Source organism: Rhodococcus sp. OAS809, from assembly GCF_040546695.1.
GTDB lineage: Bacteria > Actinomycetota > Actinomycetes > Mycobacteriales > Mycobacteriaceae > Rhodococcus_F > Rhodococcus_F qingshengii.
The window spans coordinates 3,584,587-3,600,640 of the sequence record NZ_JBEPOI010000002.1 but is presented as its reverse complement, the minus strand read 5'-3'; the positions used below and the strand labels follow the sequence as shown (position 1 = coordinate 3,600,640).

Genomic DNA, 16,054 nt, shown 5'->3' with positions numbered 1-16,054 from the left:
GCCGACTACCAAAAAGGCGCACAGGGGCTTTGCCCCTAGGCCTTCCACCACGGGCGAAGCGGCACATGCGCCTCACCCTTGGGGCCGAGCTTGACGGCCAGAACCTGGTGCAGCTGAACGACATTGCGCTCGAACCCGAGTCGTGAGCCGGCCATGTACAGGCCCCAGACGCGGGCGGTTCCTTCGCCGACCTCGGCGACGCAGGCGTCCCAGTTGTCGACGAGATTCTGGCACCATCCGGCGAGCGTCAGTGCGTAGTGCTCGCGAAGGTTCTCTTCGTGACGCACCTCGAGGCCGACGTTCTGGATCTCGGAGATGATGCGACCCGAACCGGTGAGCTCCCCGTCGGGGAAGACGTACCGGTCGATGAATCCGCCTGCCTTGGCGCTGCTTCGGTTGTCCGGACGGGTGATGCAGTGGTTGAGCAGACGCCCACCCTCACGCAGCTTGCCCTTGAGGAACTCGAAGTACGCCGGGTAGTTTCCGACGCCGATGTGCTCGGTCAGGCCGATGGAGGACACTGCGTCGAATCCGGTCTCGGCCACGTCGCGGTAGTCGGAGAAACGGACCTGGGCGAGATCGGCGAGGCCCTCGTCCTCGATGGCCTTCTGTGCCCAATCCGCTTGCTCGCGAGAGAGAGTCACGCCGATCACCTTGACGCCGCGCCTGGCCGCGTAGCGGACCATCGAGCCCCAGCCGCAGCCGATGTCGAGAAGTCGATCACCCTTCTGGAGTCCGAGCTTCTCGAACACCAGGCGGTACTTGTTCTCCTGGGCTTCTTCGAGCGTCTGTTCCGCATTGTCGTAAGCGGCACAGGTGTACGTCATGGACGGGCCGAGGACGTACTCGTAGAAGGTGTTGGAGACGTCGTAGTGGTGATGGATGACTTCGGCGTCACGAGTCTTGGAGTGACGCAGTCCTTCTGCGACGCGACGCCACCGTGGGAGATGTTCCTGGGGCGGCGGGGCGATGGGCCGCAACAGATCCCAGCCCAGGGAGCGCGTGATGCTGGCGAGCGTCAGTGCGGACGGGCGCTTGAGGTGGAGTTCGTCACCCATGATGCGCAGGATCTCGTACGGATCACCGGGGTGGACACCCTCGGCTTCGAGATCGCCGGAGACGTACGCGCGGGCCATGCCGAGATCGCCGGGCGCCGTTGCGAGATAAGTGGTTCCGCGAGTCGACTTGAGGTGCAGTCCGTAGTCGGCATCTTCGGGGCCGGCGGTGCTGCCGTCGTACGCGGTGAATCGAAGCGGCAGCATGCCGTCGGAAAGCGTCTCGAGAATCTCGGCAATAGAGAGCTTGTCCTGGCTTTTGGAGTCTTTGAACGTGGTCATTTACGTTGCACCGCCTTAGAGAATAGATCCAATAAACGGGATTTCGGGTCGTAGCGTTCCTTGAGTCCGATGTACCGGTCGCCGCCGTAGTACAGCTCCTCGAAGTCTTCCTTCGAGTAGTAGGAGTCGGAGTAGAGCGATTTGTGTCCGTCGAAATCGCTGACCTTTTCTTCGATCAGTCGATTTGCTGCCCCCTCGCGCTCACCGGGAACGATCGGCACCGAAGACCAGAAGCCGATGTTGACGTAGGTGCGCTTGGGTTCGAGGGGGTAGAGGGGCCACGGCCGTGATGCAGAAGCGGCGGCCGGGCTTGGCTCACGAAGACGCAACGGGCACAACCACAGTGGTTCGATCGGGATTTCCTCGAGGAACCACGAGACGAAGTCCGCGGTTCGTTCGATGGGTACCTCGACGTCCTGGACGACGCGTTCGCGCGGGGGCTTGCCCTTGCGCTTTTCGAGGCGATCTCCGATGTCGTACTTGTGGTCGAGGGCGATCAGCTTCCAGTAGAAGCTGCTGCGCAGGTACTGCTTGGGCCAGAAGCGCCGGATCTTCGGGTTCTGTGCACCGAAAGCTCGTGAGCACCAGAACCAGTCGGTGTCCCAGCGCCACAGGTAGTCGCGAATGGTCAAGCGATCCGTCTTGGGCTGGGTGAGTGACGAATGCTGGATCGACCGGTAGAAGATGTCCTGGTCGGTGTAATCGCTGACCGGGCCTTCCTCGTCGGTTTGCACGCCGAGTGTGAGGTAGCTCTCGGAATCGGTGAAGACCACCCCGTCGAGATAGTCGACGGCGATCCCGTCGTACTCGCGTTCGGTGACGATGCGATCCATCGTTTCTTCGAGTTTCTTCAACGAATCGAAGCGCACGTGGCGCAAGGCGACGTACTTCTTGACGGGTTCGAGTGCGATCTTCAATCGCGTCGAATAGCCAAGGGTGCCGTAGGAATTGGGGAAACCGAAGAACAGTTCGGCGTGTTCGCCGTCCGGTGTTGCGGTGATGATCTCGCCGCTTCCGGTCAGTACGTCGATTTCGAGTACCGACTCGTGCGGCAGGCCGTTACGGAACGAGGTGGACTCGATGCCCAGGCCGGTCACCGCACCGCCCAGGGTGATGGTCTTGAGTTGAGGCACGACCAGGGGCGCCAGCCCGTAGGGCAGCGTCGCGTCGACGAGGTCCTCGTACGTGCACATGCCGGCGACGTCGGCTGTGCGCGCCTGCGCATCGACGGCGATGACACCTGCCAGACCGCTGACGTCGAGGCCGGGGGCCGACGTCTTGGCGCGAGCGCGGAACAGATTGGATGTCTTCTTTGCCAGGCGTACAGAAGCATCGGCGGGAATGGCGCGGTATGACGCGAGTAGGCGTTCGACGCCTTCTCTGTGCTGCTCGAACCCCATTTCACGCGCAGCATCGGAACCCGGGCCTTGCTTTGTCCGGATTCGATCTAACTTCTGAACTACCCCATTGAACGAGAGAGTCACACCCTGACGCTATCGGTAGTTGCGTGTGCAAGCTATCCGGAGGGGTATTAATGCCCGAATTTGATCGAGTTGTTGCAATCGAACTCGGTAAATGCTCCGAGTGGTGAACCAGCTCACACGGAATGGGTAGATGGTCGAGATACCCGGGCGCAGCAGGCAGTATGGAAAGGAATATCTGCGCAGTTCGAGGTGCGGATTCGGGTAGTCATTCGCGGTATCGAGCCGCGTTGGTCGAGCAAGGAGACGTAGGGCATATGGGTCAGGTCAATGCAATGAGTTCGACAGTCGTCACAGCAGCACCCGACAAGGTGCTCGCGGCGCTCTCGGACTACGAGACGGTTCGCCCCGCGAATCCTGTCCGAGCAGTACCTCGACTACAAGGTCGTCGAAGGTGGCCAGGGTGACGGAACCGTCGCGCAGTGGACGCTCAAGGCGACGGAAAAGCGCTCGCGCAACGTCAAGGCGACAGTGACGGTCGACGGCAACGTCATCACCGAGAAGGACGCGAACTCCAGCCTCGTCACCACCTGGACCGTTGCCCCCAACGGCACCGGAACGACGGTGACGACGCTCACCCAGTGGCAGGGTGCCACCGGTATCGGCGGCTTCTTCGAGCGCACGTTCGCTCCGAAGGGTCTGCAGCGCATCCAGGCCCAGGTCCTGGACAACCTCAAGCGCGAACTCGTCTAACCGATCCTGCATCACCGAGATGGCGTCGTACCTTCACCGGTACGGCGCCTTCTTTCATGGGCCGGTAATGATCCGTCCGAATTCGGTGAGTGCGGGGTTTCCGCTTTCCCAGTAATCGCTGTGAACTCCGAACCCAGGCTCCCCGGGAGATCCGGTGAATACCTGCGCGCCGAATTCCGGATCCGACGGGTCGAACCCGTGGACTCCGAGGATCGTGGGGATCAATTGGACCGGATCCCAGAAGGCCGTCGTCGAATGAACATGGCGAGCCATCTCGGCCGAGTCGACGCCGTCCAGGCTCAGTTCGTTCACGCGCTCGGCATCGACGCCGGGGCTTGCGACAAAAACCAGTTCATCGACGTCGAGAGAAGCGCCACGGGTAGTCGCGGCACCGACGACGGTGCTGCCGTAGGAATGACCGATCACCACGTTGTGCGAAGGCGGGCCGTCATGCGAGGCTCGTAACCCGTCCTGGAAGCTGTCGAGCCTCGGCGCTGCGGAGTTGGCGTACCGATCCGAGGCTGCGTCGGGAATGCCTGGGGGAGCGTCGTATCCGGACCACAGGATCACTGATGTGGCTTCCGTTGGCGCCGCCCTGACCGCCGCGTCGTACATGGCCTTGGTTCGTTGCAGGTCTCCGCCGACGCCCGACAGCCCGGAGCCGGTTCCGGGAACCAGTGTTGCGACGTTGCCGGCGGCATCGGGATTACCGACTGCCACGACGGCATGCCCATCCGTGACCGAGAGAAGGAACGTGTCCGGTCGAAGTTCGCCGCGCACGGCCGTGTATCCGGCAGCTACCGTTCGATCCGGTAACTGCTCGAGCGCAGAGAGGTACCGCCGGTTGTAGTAGTCCCGGTCCAGAGCGGGAAGGCCGTCCCGGCTACCGATGGACGGATCCCACCTCGCCAACGCGTCTTTCTCGTTGGGCGTGAGCGATTCCCAGAGTCGGTGTAGCTCCGTTGGTGTCCCGGGGAGTGTCGACCTCCCATCGAGGATGTCGAGGACAGTGCGGTCGAGGCGATCAGGCTGATTGCCAAGGAGTGATCCGATCTCTCGGAATGCCGCACCCAGAGCAGTCGCGGCCCGGTTGTCTTCGTCGTCGAGTGCCGTCAATGCAGTGGAGATCTTCTGCTGAAAAACCTTTGCAGCCGTGTCGTTTTCGGAATCTTGCATGGCGTCGGCCAGATTCCACGGCTGCTTCGTCTCAGGTGCCGATACCGCTCCACTGTCTGACACCGTCAAGCCGTGTTCGAGAGTTGCCTCCTCGACCAGGTCCAGAACTGATTTTCGCGCCGCACCGATCGTATTGGCCGCTCCGCCATACAGATCCGCAACTACGCGAACCGCAACCGACAGCCGCGACGAGGAAAGCGAGATACCAGACCACTGCACTGCCGCCGCGCTCGACGCTTGTCCCTGCCAGAATTCGCGGACGGCGTCGATGCTGCGTCCGGCGTCATTGCCGAGGACTTCGATCTGCCGGTCGATGTCGATCAATTCCGAAGCGCTTGTGCGCAATTTCTCCGGTGACCATGTTCGAAGCTGAGAGACGGTGGGCTGCATCAGTAGGCTCCGCGCAGTTCGGACACCACTTCGCCCTCGGCAGCGTCGTACAGACGTGCTGCGGCAGCGGTTCCCGACGCCATGAGTCCCAATTGCGTAGCCAGGTACCGGTACGCGTCGGCGATGACGCCGGCATTCCCAGTCGACACAGCCGCGACAGCGGACGAGTTCAGGGCCGCCGCGGCTTCGAAAATCGGGCCGGCGGAATCGATCCCCGAGATCTGATCCGCGATTCGAGACAGATCAGCTGAAAGTTGCTGCAGAGCAGCGAAATCTACCTGAAGTATCGGCCCCATGGCAGAACCGTATCCAGGTGAGCGGGCTACTTCGGCGGTGCCGACATACCTGTGGACAAGTGGAATTTCTCCACAGAAGACAGGTCAGGGGGTTGTGAGGAAGGCCGTGACTCCGCTGGTGACGGCGGACGCATATTCCTGCTGACCGTCCGGGCTCGTCATGCGCGCTGCCTCGTCGGCATTTCGCATGTTGCCGAGTTCGACCAGAATCGACGGCCGCTGCGACAGATTGAGTCCCGTCAGATCGGCGCGTGGTGCCAGCCCGTCGTCACCGATGTAGGTCGACGGGGTGAGTCCGGCTGTGACGAGTGAGTCGCGCATGGTTTCGGCAAAGGTGACGGACGGGCCGGCCTGCACCGTGTTCAGCGGGGGCGCGGAGTAGCAGACGTGGAAGCCCTCGGCTCCGGCTGCTGCGCCGTCCGCGTGAATGCTCACCACTACGTCGGCGCCGGAGGAATTGGCAGCTTCGGCGCGTGCGTCGACGCAAGATCCGACGCTGATGTCGTCCGGTCGACTCAGGACCACTGTGGCGCCTTGGCCTTCGAGTTCGCTCTTGACCAGGCTCGCGACTTCCCAGTTGAAGGTGTGCTCGGGGAACCCGGCATCGGTGTTGGTGCCGGTGGTCTGGCAGTTCTTGGTGCCGCCGCGGCCCGTGGGGACCTGGGTGTTGATGCTGTCGTCGTTCGCCCCGCTGTGCCCGGGATCGAGGAAGACGACCTTGCCGGTGAGCGCAGCGGGGACGTCAGCGGCGACAGTGCTCAGCGGAGACACCTCGACCGAAGTCGTGGCCTCGGCAGTCTCGGTCGGAATCGTGCACGCAGCGCTCAGAAGCCCGGCCCCGACCATGGCGATCAGGGCAGTGGAGCGGAACACACGTGATGCCATGTTTGACCCTCTTGACGGTTTTACGGTGTCTGACTGGTTCCGGCGCACCCGCTCACGGTAGCGCGCACCGACTACGCTGGTGGGGATAACTCTGTAGAAAGGACCGCTCGTGCAACCAGGTGGAGCACCCGACATGTCTGCTCTGTTGGCTCAGGCTCAGCAGATGCAGCAGCAATTGATGGCGGCGCAGCAGGAAATGGCTCAGGCCGAAGTGACCGGTCAGGCCGGTGGCGGACTGGTTGTCGCCACGGTCAAGGGCACCGGCGAGGTTGTCGGTCTGCAGATCGATCCCAAGGTCGTCGACCCCGAAGATGTCGAGACGCTGCAGGATCTGGTGATCGGCGCGATCGAGGACGCTTCGCGTAAGGCACAGGAAGTCGCTGCTGAGAAGCTCGGCCCGTTGGCCGGCGGACTCGGCGGAGGCCTTCCCGGTCTCCCCGGCTTCTAGAAACGAGAACGCGTGTACGAAGGTCCGGTTCAGGATCTGATCGACGAACTCGGGAAGCTTCCCGGAGTCGGGCCGAAGAGCGCTCAACGCATCGCTTTTCACCTGCTCTCCGTGGAGCCTCCCGAGATCGACCGTTTGAAAAATGCATTGCAGCGCATCCGTGACGGCGTTCAGTTCTGCACGGTGTGCGGAACTGTCTCCGATCAGGAGAAGTGCCGCATCTGCGCCGACGCACGTCGCGATCGCACGGTGATCTGCGTCGTGGAGGAACCGAAGGACGTTCAGGCCGTCGAGCGCACCCGTGAGTTCAAGGGTCGCTATCACGTGCTCGGCGGTGCGCTCAATCCGCTCTCGGGGATCGGGCCTGACCAGTTGCGTATCCGGGAGTTGTTGGCTCGCATCGCAAATCAGGAGGACGGCGTCGACGTGTCCGAGGTCATCATCGCCACTGACCCCAATACCGAGGGTGAGGCGACAGCTACCTATCTCGTTCGCATGATGCGAGACATTCCGGGGCTGACGGTGTCTCGGTTGGCTTCGGGTCTTCCGATGGGTGGCGATCTCGAATTCGCAGACGAGTTGACGCTGGGTCGGGCATTGTCCGGCCGTCGTGAATTGTCGCGGAACGCTTGATGAGCGGCACGGAGCAAGGTCAGCAGGTGCGTCGTACGTCCGAGCAGACGCGTGCGCAGATCATCGCGTCGGCCGGGAAAGCATTCGCGACTCGGCCGTACCGCGAAATCACGCTCAAGGACATCGCCGAAGACGCAGGCGTCAGCGCGCCTCTGATCATCAAGTACTTCGGTTCCAAAGAGCAGTTGTACGACGAGTTGGTCGACTTCCGGGCAGCGGCGGTCACGGTCTTCGACGCCCCGAACGACTCGCTCGGCAAGCGCATGGTCTCGCTGTTCACCAAGCCGCTGGAGTCGTACAAGCCGCTGTCCATGAGCTTGTTGTTCATGAGCGGCGTCAGTGAAGAGAGCAACCGCAAGCTGCGCGAGAACTATTCGACGCAGATGATCGACACCCTCGCCGGTCGCCTGTCCGGCCCCGACGCGAGATTGCGCGCGGAACTGGCGATGTCGATGGTGGTCGGAGTGGCGATCATGCGCCGACGGATGATGGCCGGCCATGCCACCGGCACCCAGGACGAGGTGGTTGCGCTGTACGCACCGCTGGTGCAAAAGCTGCTCGACGGGTGAGCGGCGTCACAATTCTTGCTAGGTAAATATCCGTTCACCTAATGTAGGTGAACGGATATTTACCTAGTGAGAACAGGCGGTGTGGGGTGACGACGCTCGACCGTCCGCCGGGCACGCTTGCAGTCACCACCTCCGATGCGGGACTCGCGCAGCCGCGCTCCCGCTTCCTGTTCCCCATCGTTGTCGCCGCCGCAGTGTTCCAGGCTGTTCTGCAGACGGTCATCGTTCCACTGCTGCCGGAGTTGCCGCACTTCACCGGCGCTGGACGCACGGCCGTGTCCTGGCTGGTGACCGTCACGCTGCTGGTCGGCGCTGTCGTCACTCCCATCTTCGGTCGACTCGCCGACATGTTCGGCAAGAAGAAGATGCTTCTGGTTGCTTTCTCGATGATGACTCTCGGCTCGATGTTGTGTGCGCTGTCGTCGGACATCGCTGTCCTCATCTTCGCGAGAGCGTTGCAGGGGGCCGGGTCGGCAGTCATCCCCATCGGAATCTCCATGCTCCGTGACGAATTGCCACGCAACAAGGTCAACGGCGCAGTGGCCATGATGAGTTCGACGCTCGGCGTCGGAACCGCTTTGGGCATACCGTTTTCCGCGATGATCGCGCAGTACTCGAACTGGCACGTCCTGTTCTGGGTAACCACCGCCATCGGGCTGTCCGTGACTCTTGCTGCGGTGCTGTTCATTCGAGAGTCCGAGCCGAATCCGTCGGGAAGATTCGACGGCGTCGGGGCGGTTGGTCTGAGCGCCGCGATGATTGCTCTGCTTGTGCCGATCACTCAGGGGTCGAGTTGGGGGTGGACCAGTGGAGCGGTGATCTCCATGCTGGCCGCGTCGGCGGTGCTGTTCACGCTCTGGGTAATTCAACAGCGGCGCAACGTCAATCCGCTGGTCGACGTCCGTGCTCTCGTGAAACGTGCGGTGTTGATCCCGCATCTGGCGGCTCTGCTGGTCGGGTTCGCGTTTTTCGGGAACACGCTGATCACGACACAACTGCTGCAGGGGATGAAGGGGCCGGGTGCCGGGTACGGCCTGTCGATCATCGCGGCAGCGCTCTGCCAGATTCCGGCGAGTATCGCGATGGTGCTGTTCTCACCGGTTGCGGTGCGTATCACCGACCGCTTCGGTTCACGGACCGCGATGTTGACCGGCGCCGTGTTCCTCGCCGGCGGGTACGGGATTCACGCCGTTGCCGGTAAGCCGCTGTGGGGAGTGGTTGCAGCACTGGGTATCACAGCGGTCGGGACTGCCATCGTGTACAGCACGCTCTCGCTGCTGATTCTGGTTGCCGTACCTCGTCAGCGACTGGCGGCTGCCAACGGGGTGAACTCACTTCTGCGGACGTCCGGAAGCACGATCTGCAGTGCGACGGTGGCAACCATTCTCGCTGCATTCGTGATCAGCGGTTCGGAACATTCCACGTCGTGGACCGGATTCTCCGTCGCCTACCTGGTGTGCGCGGGCTGCGCGGTGGTCGTGTTCGCGGTGTCGATCCTGTTGCCGCAGGGACGAACCCCGAAACATCTGGATTTGCCGGATCTGGTCAGGCGACCCTGAATCCCGAGAGGAAGAGCGTGATCATCAGATCCGCGAACTCGTCGGTGGTGTACTTCTGGCGATCCGGCCAATGCGTTGTCGACCACAAGGTGTCTCGTACCGATCGATAGAAAATTTCCGGTGCCACGTCTTTGCGGAAGATTCCCTGATCGACGCCTTCGGCAATCGCTTTCATCCAATGCTCGCGGACTTGGCGGGAAGGCCCGTCGACGGATTGCAGGAGATCGTTGTCGCGAAGATAAGCCCGATCGTTCTGGTAGATCGCCGTCGGGTGCGGGTGTAGTTCGATGACGACCAGCGTCTCGCGGATCAAGCCGCGCAGGACTTCCTCGGGGTCGTTTGCCGTCTTCTCCACCTGATCGAAGCGGAGCTGAATGTCGGTGATGAAGCCGCGCATGAGCTCGGCAACTATCGCATTCTTCGACTTGAAGTAGTGGTAGAGGCTGCCCGAGAACACACCGGCGGCGTCGCCGATCTCGCGAACGGTCGTGGTGGCGACACCCTTCCTGGCAAACAGCTCGGCTGAGCTCTCCAGGATCTTCTCCCGACGATCTGGTGATGCCACTGAAATCTCCACTGGTTGTCGGTCCTGCTCAGGGCAGGGTTTCGGGGGTGCCGGGCTGCCGGCGTCGAACGTAGCGCAATCCTGCCTGATAGCTCCGGCTCGAACCAATTCGTCGGTGAGATCGCGTGTTTCCACTTCCGGATTCCTATGCTAGCTTCAAAATCAAGCGCTTGCTCAACTTTCGTTCACGGAGGATTTCAGTGCAGAGCCTGCAGACGCAGTTTCCGAATTTCATCGGCGCAGAGGCCGAACCACCCCGCGTCGCCCGCTACGCCGTCAACGAGGCGATGATCCGCAACTGGGTCGAGGCGCACGACGACCGCAACCCGATCTACGTCGACGCAGAGGCCGCCCGCAGTACCGGCCGTCGAGACGTCGTCTGTCCGCCCGCCATGATCTCGACCTGGGTGATGGCGGGTTACCGCCGTTATCGGCAGGTCCAGCAACTTCGTGCCGACGGAGTCTCCGAGGACTTCGCCTATTCACGACTGCTGGCGCTGTTGGACGAGGCCGGATACACCTCCGTTGTCGCGACCAACGTCGAGCAGGAGTATTTCGCGGAGCTGAGCCCCGGAGACCACGTCACCGCGCATTTCACCATCGAAGCGATCTCGCCGTTCAAACAGACTGCCCTCGGTCACGGGTGCTTCATCACTCTGTTCAAGGAGTACGTCGACCAGGACGGAAAGACGTTGGTCGAAGAGCGCTTTCGATTGCTCAGGTTCAAACCAGATGCCCAGACAGATACTCAACTCGAAGTCCAGGAGGTAATCGCATGAGCGAGACTGGCTCCCGCAACACCGCTGTTCCGAGACTGACCGTCACCGACGACAACGATTTCTTCTTCTCTGCGGCCAAAGAGGGTCGCCTCGAGATCCAACGGTGTGCGGATTGCAAGACTCTGCGCCACCCACCCGCACCCGCGTGCCCGGAATGCCGCTCGTTCAGTTGGGACACAGTCGAATCCACGCGGCGATGCACGTTGCACAGCTTCACGGTCATCCATCACCCGAAGGATCCTGCTTTCGAGTACCCACTCGCCGTCGGACTCGTCGATCTCGAAGAAGGCACGCGTCTGGTTGCCGACATCGCGGGGATCGATCACGAGGAACTCGACTTCGGCTTGGAACTCGAAGTGACCTTCTCCGAGCACGCTCACGGCGAGATGCTGCCGCAACTGAGGCGACGGGGTTCGGTGCAATGACGAAACTGATTGACTGCGAAGTGGGTTCGGTCCTCCCCAGCCTCGAATTGCCGTTGGATCGAACGCTGATCGTCGCCACTGCGATCTCTTCTCAGGATTTCGAGGACGTGCATCACGATCCGGGCAAGGCCCAGGATCGCGGAACTCCCGACATCTTCATGAGCATCAACACCACCAACGGGCTCATCGACCGCTATATCACCGACTGGTCCGGCCCGGCATCACGGATCGTCAAAACATCACTACGGCTTGGTGTTCCGAACTTTCCCGGAGACACCATGACATTCACCGGCGAGGTCACCGCCACAGACGGCCGGGCGCTCACCGTGACGGTTCTCGGGAAAAACGCCCGTGGAACACACGTGACGGCCGACGTGACTCTCGAACCGGTGGAAAGGGTAATCGCATGACACGAGGATTTTCGAGGCAAGCAGCCATCGCCGGAATCGGCGCAACCGAGTTCTCCAAGAACTCCGGCCGTAGCGAATGGCAGTTGGCGTGCGAATCCGTGATCGCCGCACTCGACGACGCTCACATCGAGGCAGAAGAGGTGAACGGATTTGCGCTGTTCACCATGGAGAACAATCCCGAGATTGCGGTCGCACGCGCCCTCGGGATCCCGGAATTGACGTTCTTCAGTCGAATTCCACACGGCGGCGGCGGTGCCTGCGCACCGGTTCAACAAGCAGCGCTTGCCGTCTCCAGCGGAGTTGCCGACGTTGTGGTCGTCTACCGTGCCTTCAACGAAAGATCAGGTCACCGATTCGGCGCCGGCCCGCCACCTTTTGCGTACAACGCGTCGACGGACCAGGAGTATCGGAACTGGATCAACCCGTACGGGCTTCTGACCCCGGCGCAGCAGGAAGCCTTCCTCGCCAAGCTGTACATGCACAAGTACGGGGCAACAAGCGCCGACTTCGGCCAGATCTCGGTCCTCTCACGCAAGCATGCGGCGAACAACCCCAAGGCCTGGTTCTACGAACGCCCGATCACTATCGAGGACCATCAGAACTCACGCATGATCGCCGATCCCATCCGCCTACTCGACTGCTGCCAGGAAAGTGACGGCGGACAGGCGCTGGTCATCGTCAGTGCGGAGCGCGCCCGCGACCTGCCGCACAAACCTGCGGTCATCAGTGGCGCTGCGCAAGGTGTAGGTCCGCAACAGATTTCGATGAGCAGCTACTACCGCGACGACATCGACAGCATGCCGGAAGTCGAACTCGTGGCGCGCCAACTGTGGGACCAGGCCGGTATCGGGCCGGACGACATCGATGCCGCAATTCTCTACGACGCTTTCACCCCGATGGTTCTGCTTCAACTCGAGGAGTACGGATTCTGCGGTCGGGGCGAGGCAAAAGACTTCATCGCCGACGGCAATCTCGAGCTGGACGGTCGCCTGCCGATCAACACCCACGGCGGTCAACTCGGTGAGGGATACATCCACGGCGTCAACGGTATTGCCGAAGGTGTTCGCCTGATCCGCGGCACCTCCACCAATCAACCGACCAAAACTCTGGACAACGTGCTCGTGACCGGCGGCTCTCCCGTCCCGCACAGTGCGCTCGTCCTCTCGGCAGATCGCTGAATCTGCCGCCTATTCGAGAAAGCAGGAACAAGATGAGCGAGCGGATCACCTACGCCAGGGCCACCCACGGCGAGGAAGAAATACAGGCTGTTGTCGACGTCTTGCGCAGCGGGCATCAAGGATTGCGCATCGGCAAGAACGTCTTCGAGATGGAAGAACGTATCGCGGCCTTGGCCGGCAAGAAGTTCGGCGTCATGTGCAACTCGGGATCCTCGGGTTTGTACTTGGCAGTCGAGCTGCTCGGACTGCCTGCCGGCAGTGAGATCATCACGTCGCCGTTGACGTTCTCCACCGACATCGCACCGATCGTGCGTGCCGGTCTGGTGCCGGTGTTCGTGGACGTGGAACCCAACACGTTCAACGTCGACGTCACCAAGATCGAAGCCATGGTCACCGCGAAGACCGGTGCCATCCTGATGCCGAACCTGGCCGGCAACTGCCCAGACTGGGACGTCATCCGTGATATCGCTGATCGCCATGGACTCAAGGTGATCGAGGATTCGTGTGACGCGATCGGCGCCACGCTCCGCGGTACTCCCACCGGGTCTCGGGCGGACATCGTCGTCACCAGTTTCTCGATGGCACACATCATCACGTGCGCGGGAACCGGTGGAATGGTGTGCGTCGACGACGAAGCCAGCCGTGACAAGGCTTTGCTGCTTCGCCGCTGGGGCCGTCGTAGCGAGCCGAACCTGTTCGGCAGTACCAAGTCCGGCCGAGTCTTCCGTGAAGAACTCGACGGCGTCGACTACGACAACGACTTCATCTTCGAGCTCATGTCGTGGAACTTCGAGCCCTCCGAACTCGGCGCAGCATACGGCGTCGTGCAGCTCGACAAGCTGGAACAGAACTACAAGACGCGTAAGGCAACATTTGCGGCCTTCTCGGCGGCATACGGCGCCCATCCTGAATTCTTCACGACGCCGGTAGAACTCGACGGTCTCGACACGGCGTGGCTGTGTTACCCGGTGATGATCAACGAGAACGCCCCCTTCACGCGCAGCGACCTGCAGGAAGCCATCGAGGCCGACGGCATCGACACCCGAACTGTGTGGAGCGGCAACGTCACTCGTCACCCCATGATGAACAACATCGAATTTCGCCAGCCGGCCGAAGGTTTGCCGGAAGCGGACGCAGTTTTTGCCCGCGGCATGACACTCGGCATGAGCCACGGTTTGCGTGACGACGAAGTTGCTCGGATTGCGGAGAGCATCAATCGCTTCGCTGCGAAGTGGAAGTAGCATGACCGATCGCTTCGAAGGACGCCGAGCGCTTGTCACCGGTTCCAGCCGCGGAATCGGTGCAGGCGTCGCAGAGAGGCTGGCAGCGGAAGGCGCTGACGTCGCTCTCGTGGCCCGGACGCTCGGCACGCATGCAACCCTGCCGGGCAGTCTCGAAGAGACTGCGGCTCGAATTGCCAAGTACGGAAACAAAGTCGAGATAGTTGTCGCAGATCTGACGGACGAGCAGCAGCGCGACACCGTTGTGCCGCTGGCGATCGAGAAGCTTGGCGGGACGATCGACATCCTGGTGAACAACGCGGCAGCGGCGATCTATCAGCCGCTCTCGGATTACCCACTGCGGCGGCGACGGTTGATGTTCGAGGCAAATGTCCATGCACCGCTCGATCTGATGCAAGCCGTGGTGCCGGGGATGGTGGCAAACGGACACGGCTGGATCGTGAACGTGTCCAGTGGCACCGTCAAACCGTGGCATGGCCCGCCGTTCACGTGGGTCGAACCGGGAACTGCCATGACCGTGTACGGCGCCTCCAAAGCAGCGCTCAACAGGATGAGCAACGGCATGGGCGTGGAACTCTACGGCCAGGGGGTTCGCGTCAACACGGTTCAACCGCGGGCAGCGGTGCTCAGTGAGGGCGCCAGAGTCCTGGTCGGTGAGACTATCCGGCCGGATCAGGTCGAATCTATGGAAGAAATGGTGGAAGCGGTCACAGCGCTGTGTGATTGCGACACCGAGTTCACCGCGCGCTCGAGCGTCAGCTTGGACCTGATCGACGAGTGGTCCCTGACCGTGCGTGGTCTGGACGGCGCAGCATTACCGGAGAACCCAGCATTACGAACCGAGGAGTTGGCATGAAGCCCGTCATCGTGGACGCAGCACGAACGCCGTTCGGCAAGCGTGAGGGTTGGCTGTCCGGAGTCCACGCGGCGGAACTGTTGGGTTATGCGCAGAAAGGCGTGCTGGATCGGGTGGGCGTGGATCCTGACGCGGTCGACCAGGTCATCGGCGGCTGTGTGACGCCTCTCGGTGAGCAGTTCGGAAACATCGTGCGTACGTCCTGGATGCATGCGGGCCTTCCGTTGAAAGCGGGCTGCACCACGATCGACGCGCAGTGCGGAACCGCGCAGCAATCGGTGCAGTTGATTGCCGGGCAGATTGCCATCGGTGCAGTCGACGTGGGTGTGGCGTGTGGTGTCGAGTTGATGTCGCGGGCACCACTCACCTACAAGGTGGGTACCGGCCTCGGAACACCGCGTCCGGAGTCGTGGTCACTCGATACCGTCGACCAGTACACCGCGGCCGATCGGATTGCTGTCAAGCGCGGTTTCAGCCGCGAGGATCTCGACTCCTTCGGGCTGCGCTCGCAGCAGCGAGCCGCAGCAGCATGGGAGGCAGGACGCTTCGACTCGCACATCATCGATGTGGTCGCTCCGGGCTCTGACGCTCCGGTTCATCGGGATCAGGGTCTGCGCGAATCGAGTCTCGAAGGACTCGCGAAACTGCGGACCGTTCAAGAGGGCGGATTGCACACCGCTGGAACGTCTTCGCAGGTCTCGGACGGTGCGAGTGCCGCTCTGCTGATGTCCGAGGATCGAGCCAGGATGCTCGGCGTGCGGCCGCGGGCAAAGATATTGGCGCAGTGCGTCATCGGCGGAGACATCGAGTTCATGCTCGACGGTCCCGTGGACGCGGCAAACATCGTGCTCGGCCGCACCGGTCTGACGATCGACGACATCGACCTGTTCGAGGTCAACGAGGCATTTGCTTCGGTACCGATGTCGTTCGCGCAGGTTCACGGCGTCGATCCCGAATTGCTGAACGTCAACGGTGGTGCAATCGCACTGGGCCATCCGGCCGGTGCAACCGGAATCAGACTGTTGGCCAATGTCATCGACGAACTGGAGCGCCGGGACAAGTCCATCGCACTGATCGCGATCTGCGCGTCCGCCGCAACCACCTGCCTGATTCTCGAACGCATCTGACAAGAA

Annotated in this window: 17 protein-coding genes and 1 pseudogene; 12 read left to right on the top strand and 6 right to left on the bottom strand. The window is 61.9% G+C overall.

Annotation, left to right across the window (positions count from 1 at the left end; all coding sequences use genetic code 11):
• Positions 1-35: 35 nt before the first annotated feature.
• Both ABIE52_RS19880 and ABIE52_RS19875 read right to left on the bottom strand, forming a co-directional pair.
• Positions 36-1,337: a class I SAM-dependent methyltransferase gene (locus ABIE52_RS19880; protein ID WP_003943932.1), complete on the bottom strand. Its 1,302-nt coding sequence runs from the start codon at positions 1,335-1,337 to the stop codon at positions 36-38.
• Positions 1,334-2,737 carry an FAD-binding oxidoreductase gene (locus ABIE52_RS19875; RefSeq protein WP_007731548.1) on the bottom strand — a complete coding sequence of 468 codons (1,404 nt, stop codon included), beginning with the start codon at positions 2,735-2,737 and terminating at the stop codon, positions 1,334-1,336. Before ABIE52_RS19875 ends, ABIE52_RS19880 begins: the two co-directional genes overlap by 4 nt.
• Positions 2,738-3,075: 338 nt before the next feature.
• Between ABIE52_RS19875 and ABIE52_RS19870 the strand changes: the two are divergent.
• Positions 3,076-3,511 (top strand): annotated as a pseudogene (locus tag ABIE52_RS19870) (SRPBCC family protein).
• Between the two features lie 54 nt (positions 3,512-3,565).
• Here ABIE52_RS19870 and ABIE52_RS19865 read toward each other — a convergent pair.
• The 3 genes from ABIE52_RS19865 to ABIE52_RS19855 all read right to left on the bottom strand — a co-directional run bounded on the left by ABIE52_RS19865 (position 3,566) and on the right by ABIE52_RS19855 (position 6,258).
• Positions 3,566-5,077 (bottom strand): alpha/beta hydrolase, encoded by a 1,512-nt coding sequence (locus ABIE52_RS19865; protein ID WP_047271577.1) that lies wholly within the window; start codon positions 5,075-5,077, stop codon positions 3,566-3,568.
• Complete coding sequence (locus tag ABIE52_RS19860; RefSeq protein ID WP_020905903.1) at positions 5,077-5,373, bottom strand: hypothetical protein; 297 nt, start codon at positions 5,371-5,373, stop codon at positions 5,077-5,079. The genes ABIE52_RS19865 and ABIE52_RS19860 overlap by 1 nt, the downstream gene beginning before the upstream one ends.
• 84 nt (positions 5,374-5,457) lie before the next feature.
• Positions 5,458-6,258, bottom strand: coding sequence for an Rv3717 family N-acetylmuramoyl-L-alanine amidase (locus ABIE52_RS19855; protein ID WP_047271578.1), 801 nt, complete (start codon positions 6,256-6,258; stop codon positions 5,458-5,460).
• A 109-nt stretch (positions 6,259-6,367) separates the two neighbouring features.
• Here ABIE52_RS19855 and ABIE52_RS19850 point away from each other — a divergent pair, with 109 nt between their 5' ends.
• From ABIE52_RS19850 to ABIE52_RS19835, 4 genes are all read left to right on the top strand, one after another.
• Entirely contained in the window at positions 6,368-6,706 is a 339-nt protein-coding gene (locus tag ABIE52_RS19850) for a YbaB/EbfC family nucleoid-associated protein (RefSeq protein WP_003943929.1), read from the top strand.
• Positions 6,707-6,718: 12 nt separating this feature from the next.
• The gene (gene recR / locus ABIE52_RS19845; protein ID WP_003943917.1) at positions 6,719-7,339 is read left to right on the top strand and encodes a recombination mediator RecR; all 621 of its coding nucleotides are present in this window, start codon (positions 6,719-6,721) and stop codon (positions 7,337-7,339) included.
• The gene (locus ABIE52_RS19840) at positions 7,339-7,908 is read left to right on the top strand and encodes a TetR/AcrR family transcriptional regulator (RefSeq protein WP_192712892.1); all 570 of its coding nucleotides are present in this window, start codon (positions 7,339-7,341) and stop codon (positions 7,906-7,908) included. Before recR ends, ABIE52_RS19840 begins: the two co-directional genes overlap by 1 nt.
• An 86-nt stretch (positions 7,909-7,994) precedes the next feature.
• Complete coding sequence (locus ABIE52_RS19835; RefSeq protein WP_192712893.1) at positions 7,995-9,467, top strand: MFS transporter; 1,473 nt, start codon at positions 7,995-7,997, stop codon at positions 9,465-9,467.
• Here the strand turns inward: ABIE52_RS19835 and ABIE52_RS19830 are convergent.
• A complete protein-coding gene (locus tag ABIE52_RS19830) occupies positions 9,454-10,167 on the bottom strand; it encodes a TetR/AcrR family transcriptional regulator (RefSeq protein ID WP_172827063.1) in 714 nt (237 codons plus the stop codon). The genes ABIE52_RS19835 and ABIE52_RS19830 overlap by 14 nt on opposite strands.
• A gap of 65 nt (positions 10,168-10,232) precedes the next feature.
• Between ABIE52_RS19830 and ABIE52_RS19825 the strand changes: the two genes are divergently transcribed.
• From ABIE52_RS19825 to ABIE52_RS19795, 7 genes are read left to right on the top strand one after another with little or no spacing between them, the layout of a single operon-like run.
• A complete protein-coding gene (locus tag ABIE52_RS19825; RefSeq protein ID WP_192712894.1) occupies positions 10,233-10,811 on the top strand; it encodes an FAS1-like dehydratase domain-containing protein in 579 nt (192 codons plus the stop codon).
• The gene (locus ABIE52_RS19820; RefSeq protein ID WP_058227088.1) at positions 10,808-11,236 is read left to right on the top strand and encodes a Zn-ribbon domain-containing OB-fold protein; all 429 of its coding nucleotides are present in this window, start codon (positions 10,808-10,810) and stop codon (positions 11,234-11,236) included. The genes ABIE52_RS19825 and ABIE52_RS19820 overlap by 4 nt, the downstream gene beginning before the upstream one ends.
• A complete protein-coding gene (locus ABIE52_RS19815; RefSeq protein ID WP_047271582.1) occupies positions 11,233-11,646 on the top strand; it encodes a hotdog family protein in 414 nt (137 codons plus the stop codon). The genes ABIE52_RS19820 and ABIE52_RS19815 overlap by 4 nt, the downstream gene beginning before the upstream one ends.
• Positions 11,643-12,824, top strand: coding sequence for a lipid-transfer protein (locus tag ABIE52_RS19810; protein WP_030535711.1), 1,182 nt, complete (start codon positions 11,643-11,645; stop codon positions 12,822-12,824). Before ABIE52_RS19815 ends, ABIE52_RS19810 begins: the two co-directional genes overlap by 4 nt.
• Positions 12,825-12,856: 32 nt before the next feature.
• Complete coding sequence (locus ABIE52_RS19805) at positions 12,857-14,065, top strand: DegT/DnrJ/EryC1/StrS family aminotransferase (RefSeq protein WP_058227090.1); 1,209 nt, start codon at positions 12,857-12,859, stop codon at positions 14,063-14,065.
• A gap of 1 nt (position 14,066) precedes the next feature.
• Entirely contained in the window at positions 14,067-14,921 is an 855-nt protein-coding gene (locus tag ABIE52_RS19800; protein WP_058227091.1) for an SDR family NAD(P)-dependent oxidoreductase, read from the top strand.
• On the top strand, positions 14,918-16,048 hold the full coding sequence (locus ABIE52_RS19795) for a steroid 3-ketoacyl-CoA thiolase (protein WP_058227092.1): 1,131 nt from the start codon (positions 14,918-14,920) through the stop codon (positions 16,046-16,048). Before ABIE52_RS19800 ends, ABIE52_RS19795 begins: the two co-directional genes overlap by 4 nt.
• The last annotated feature ends 6 nt before the right edge of the window (positions 16,049-16,054 follow it).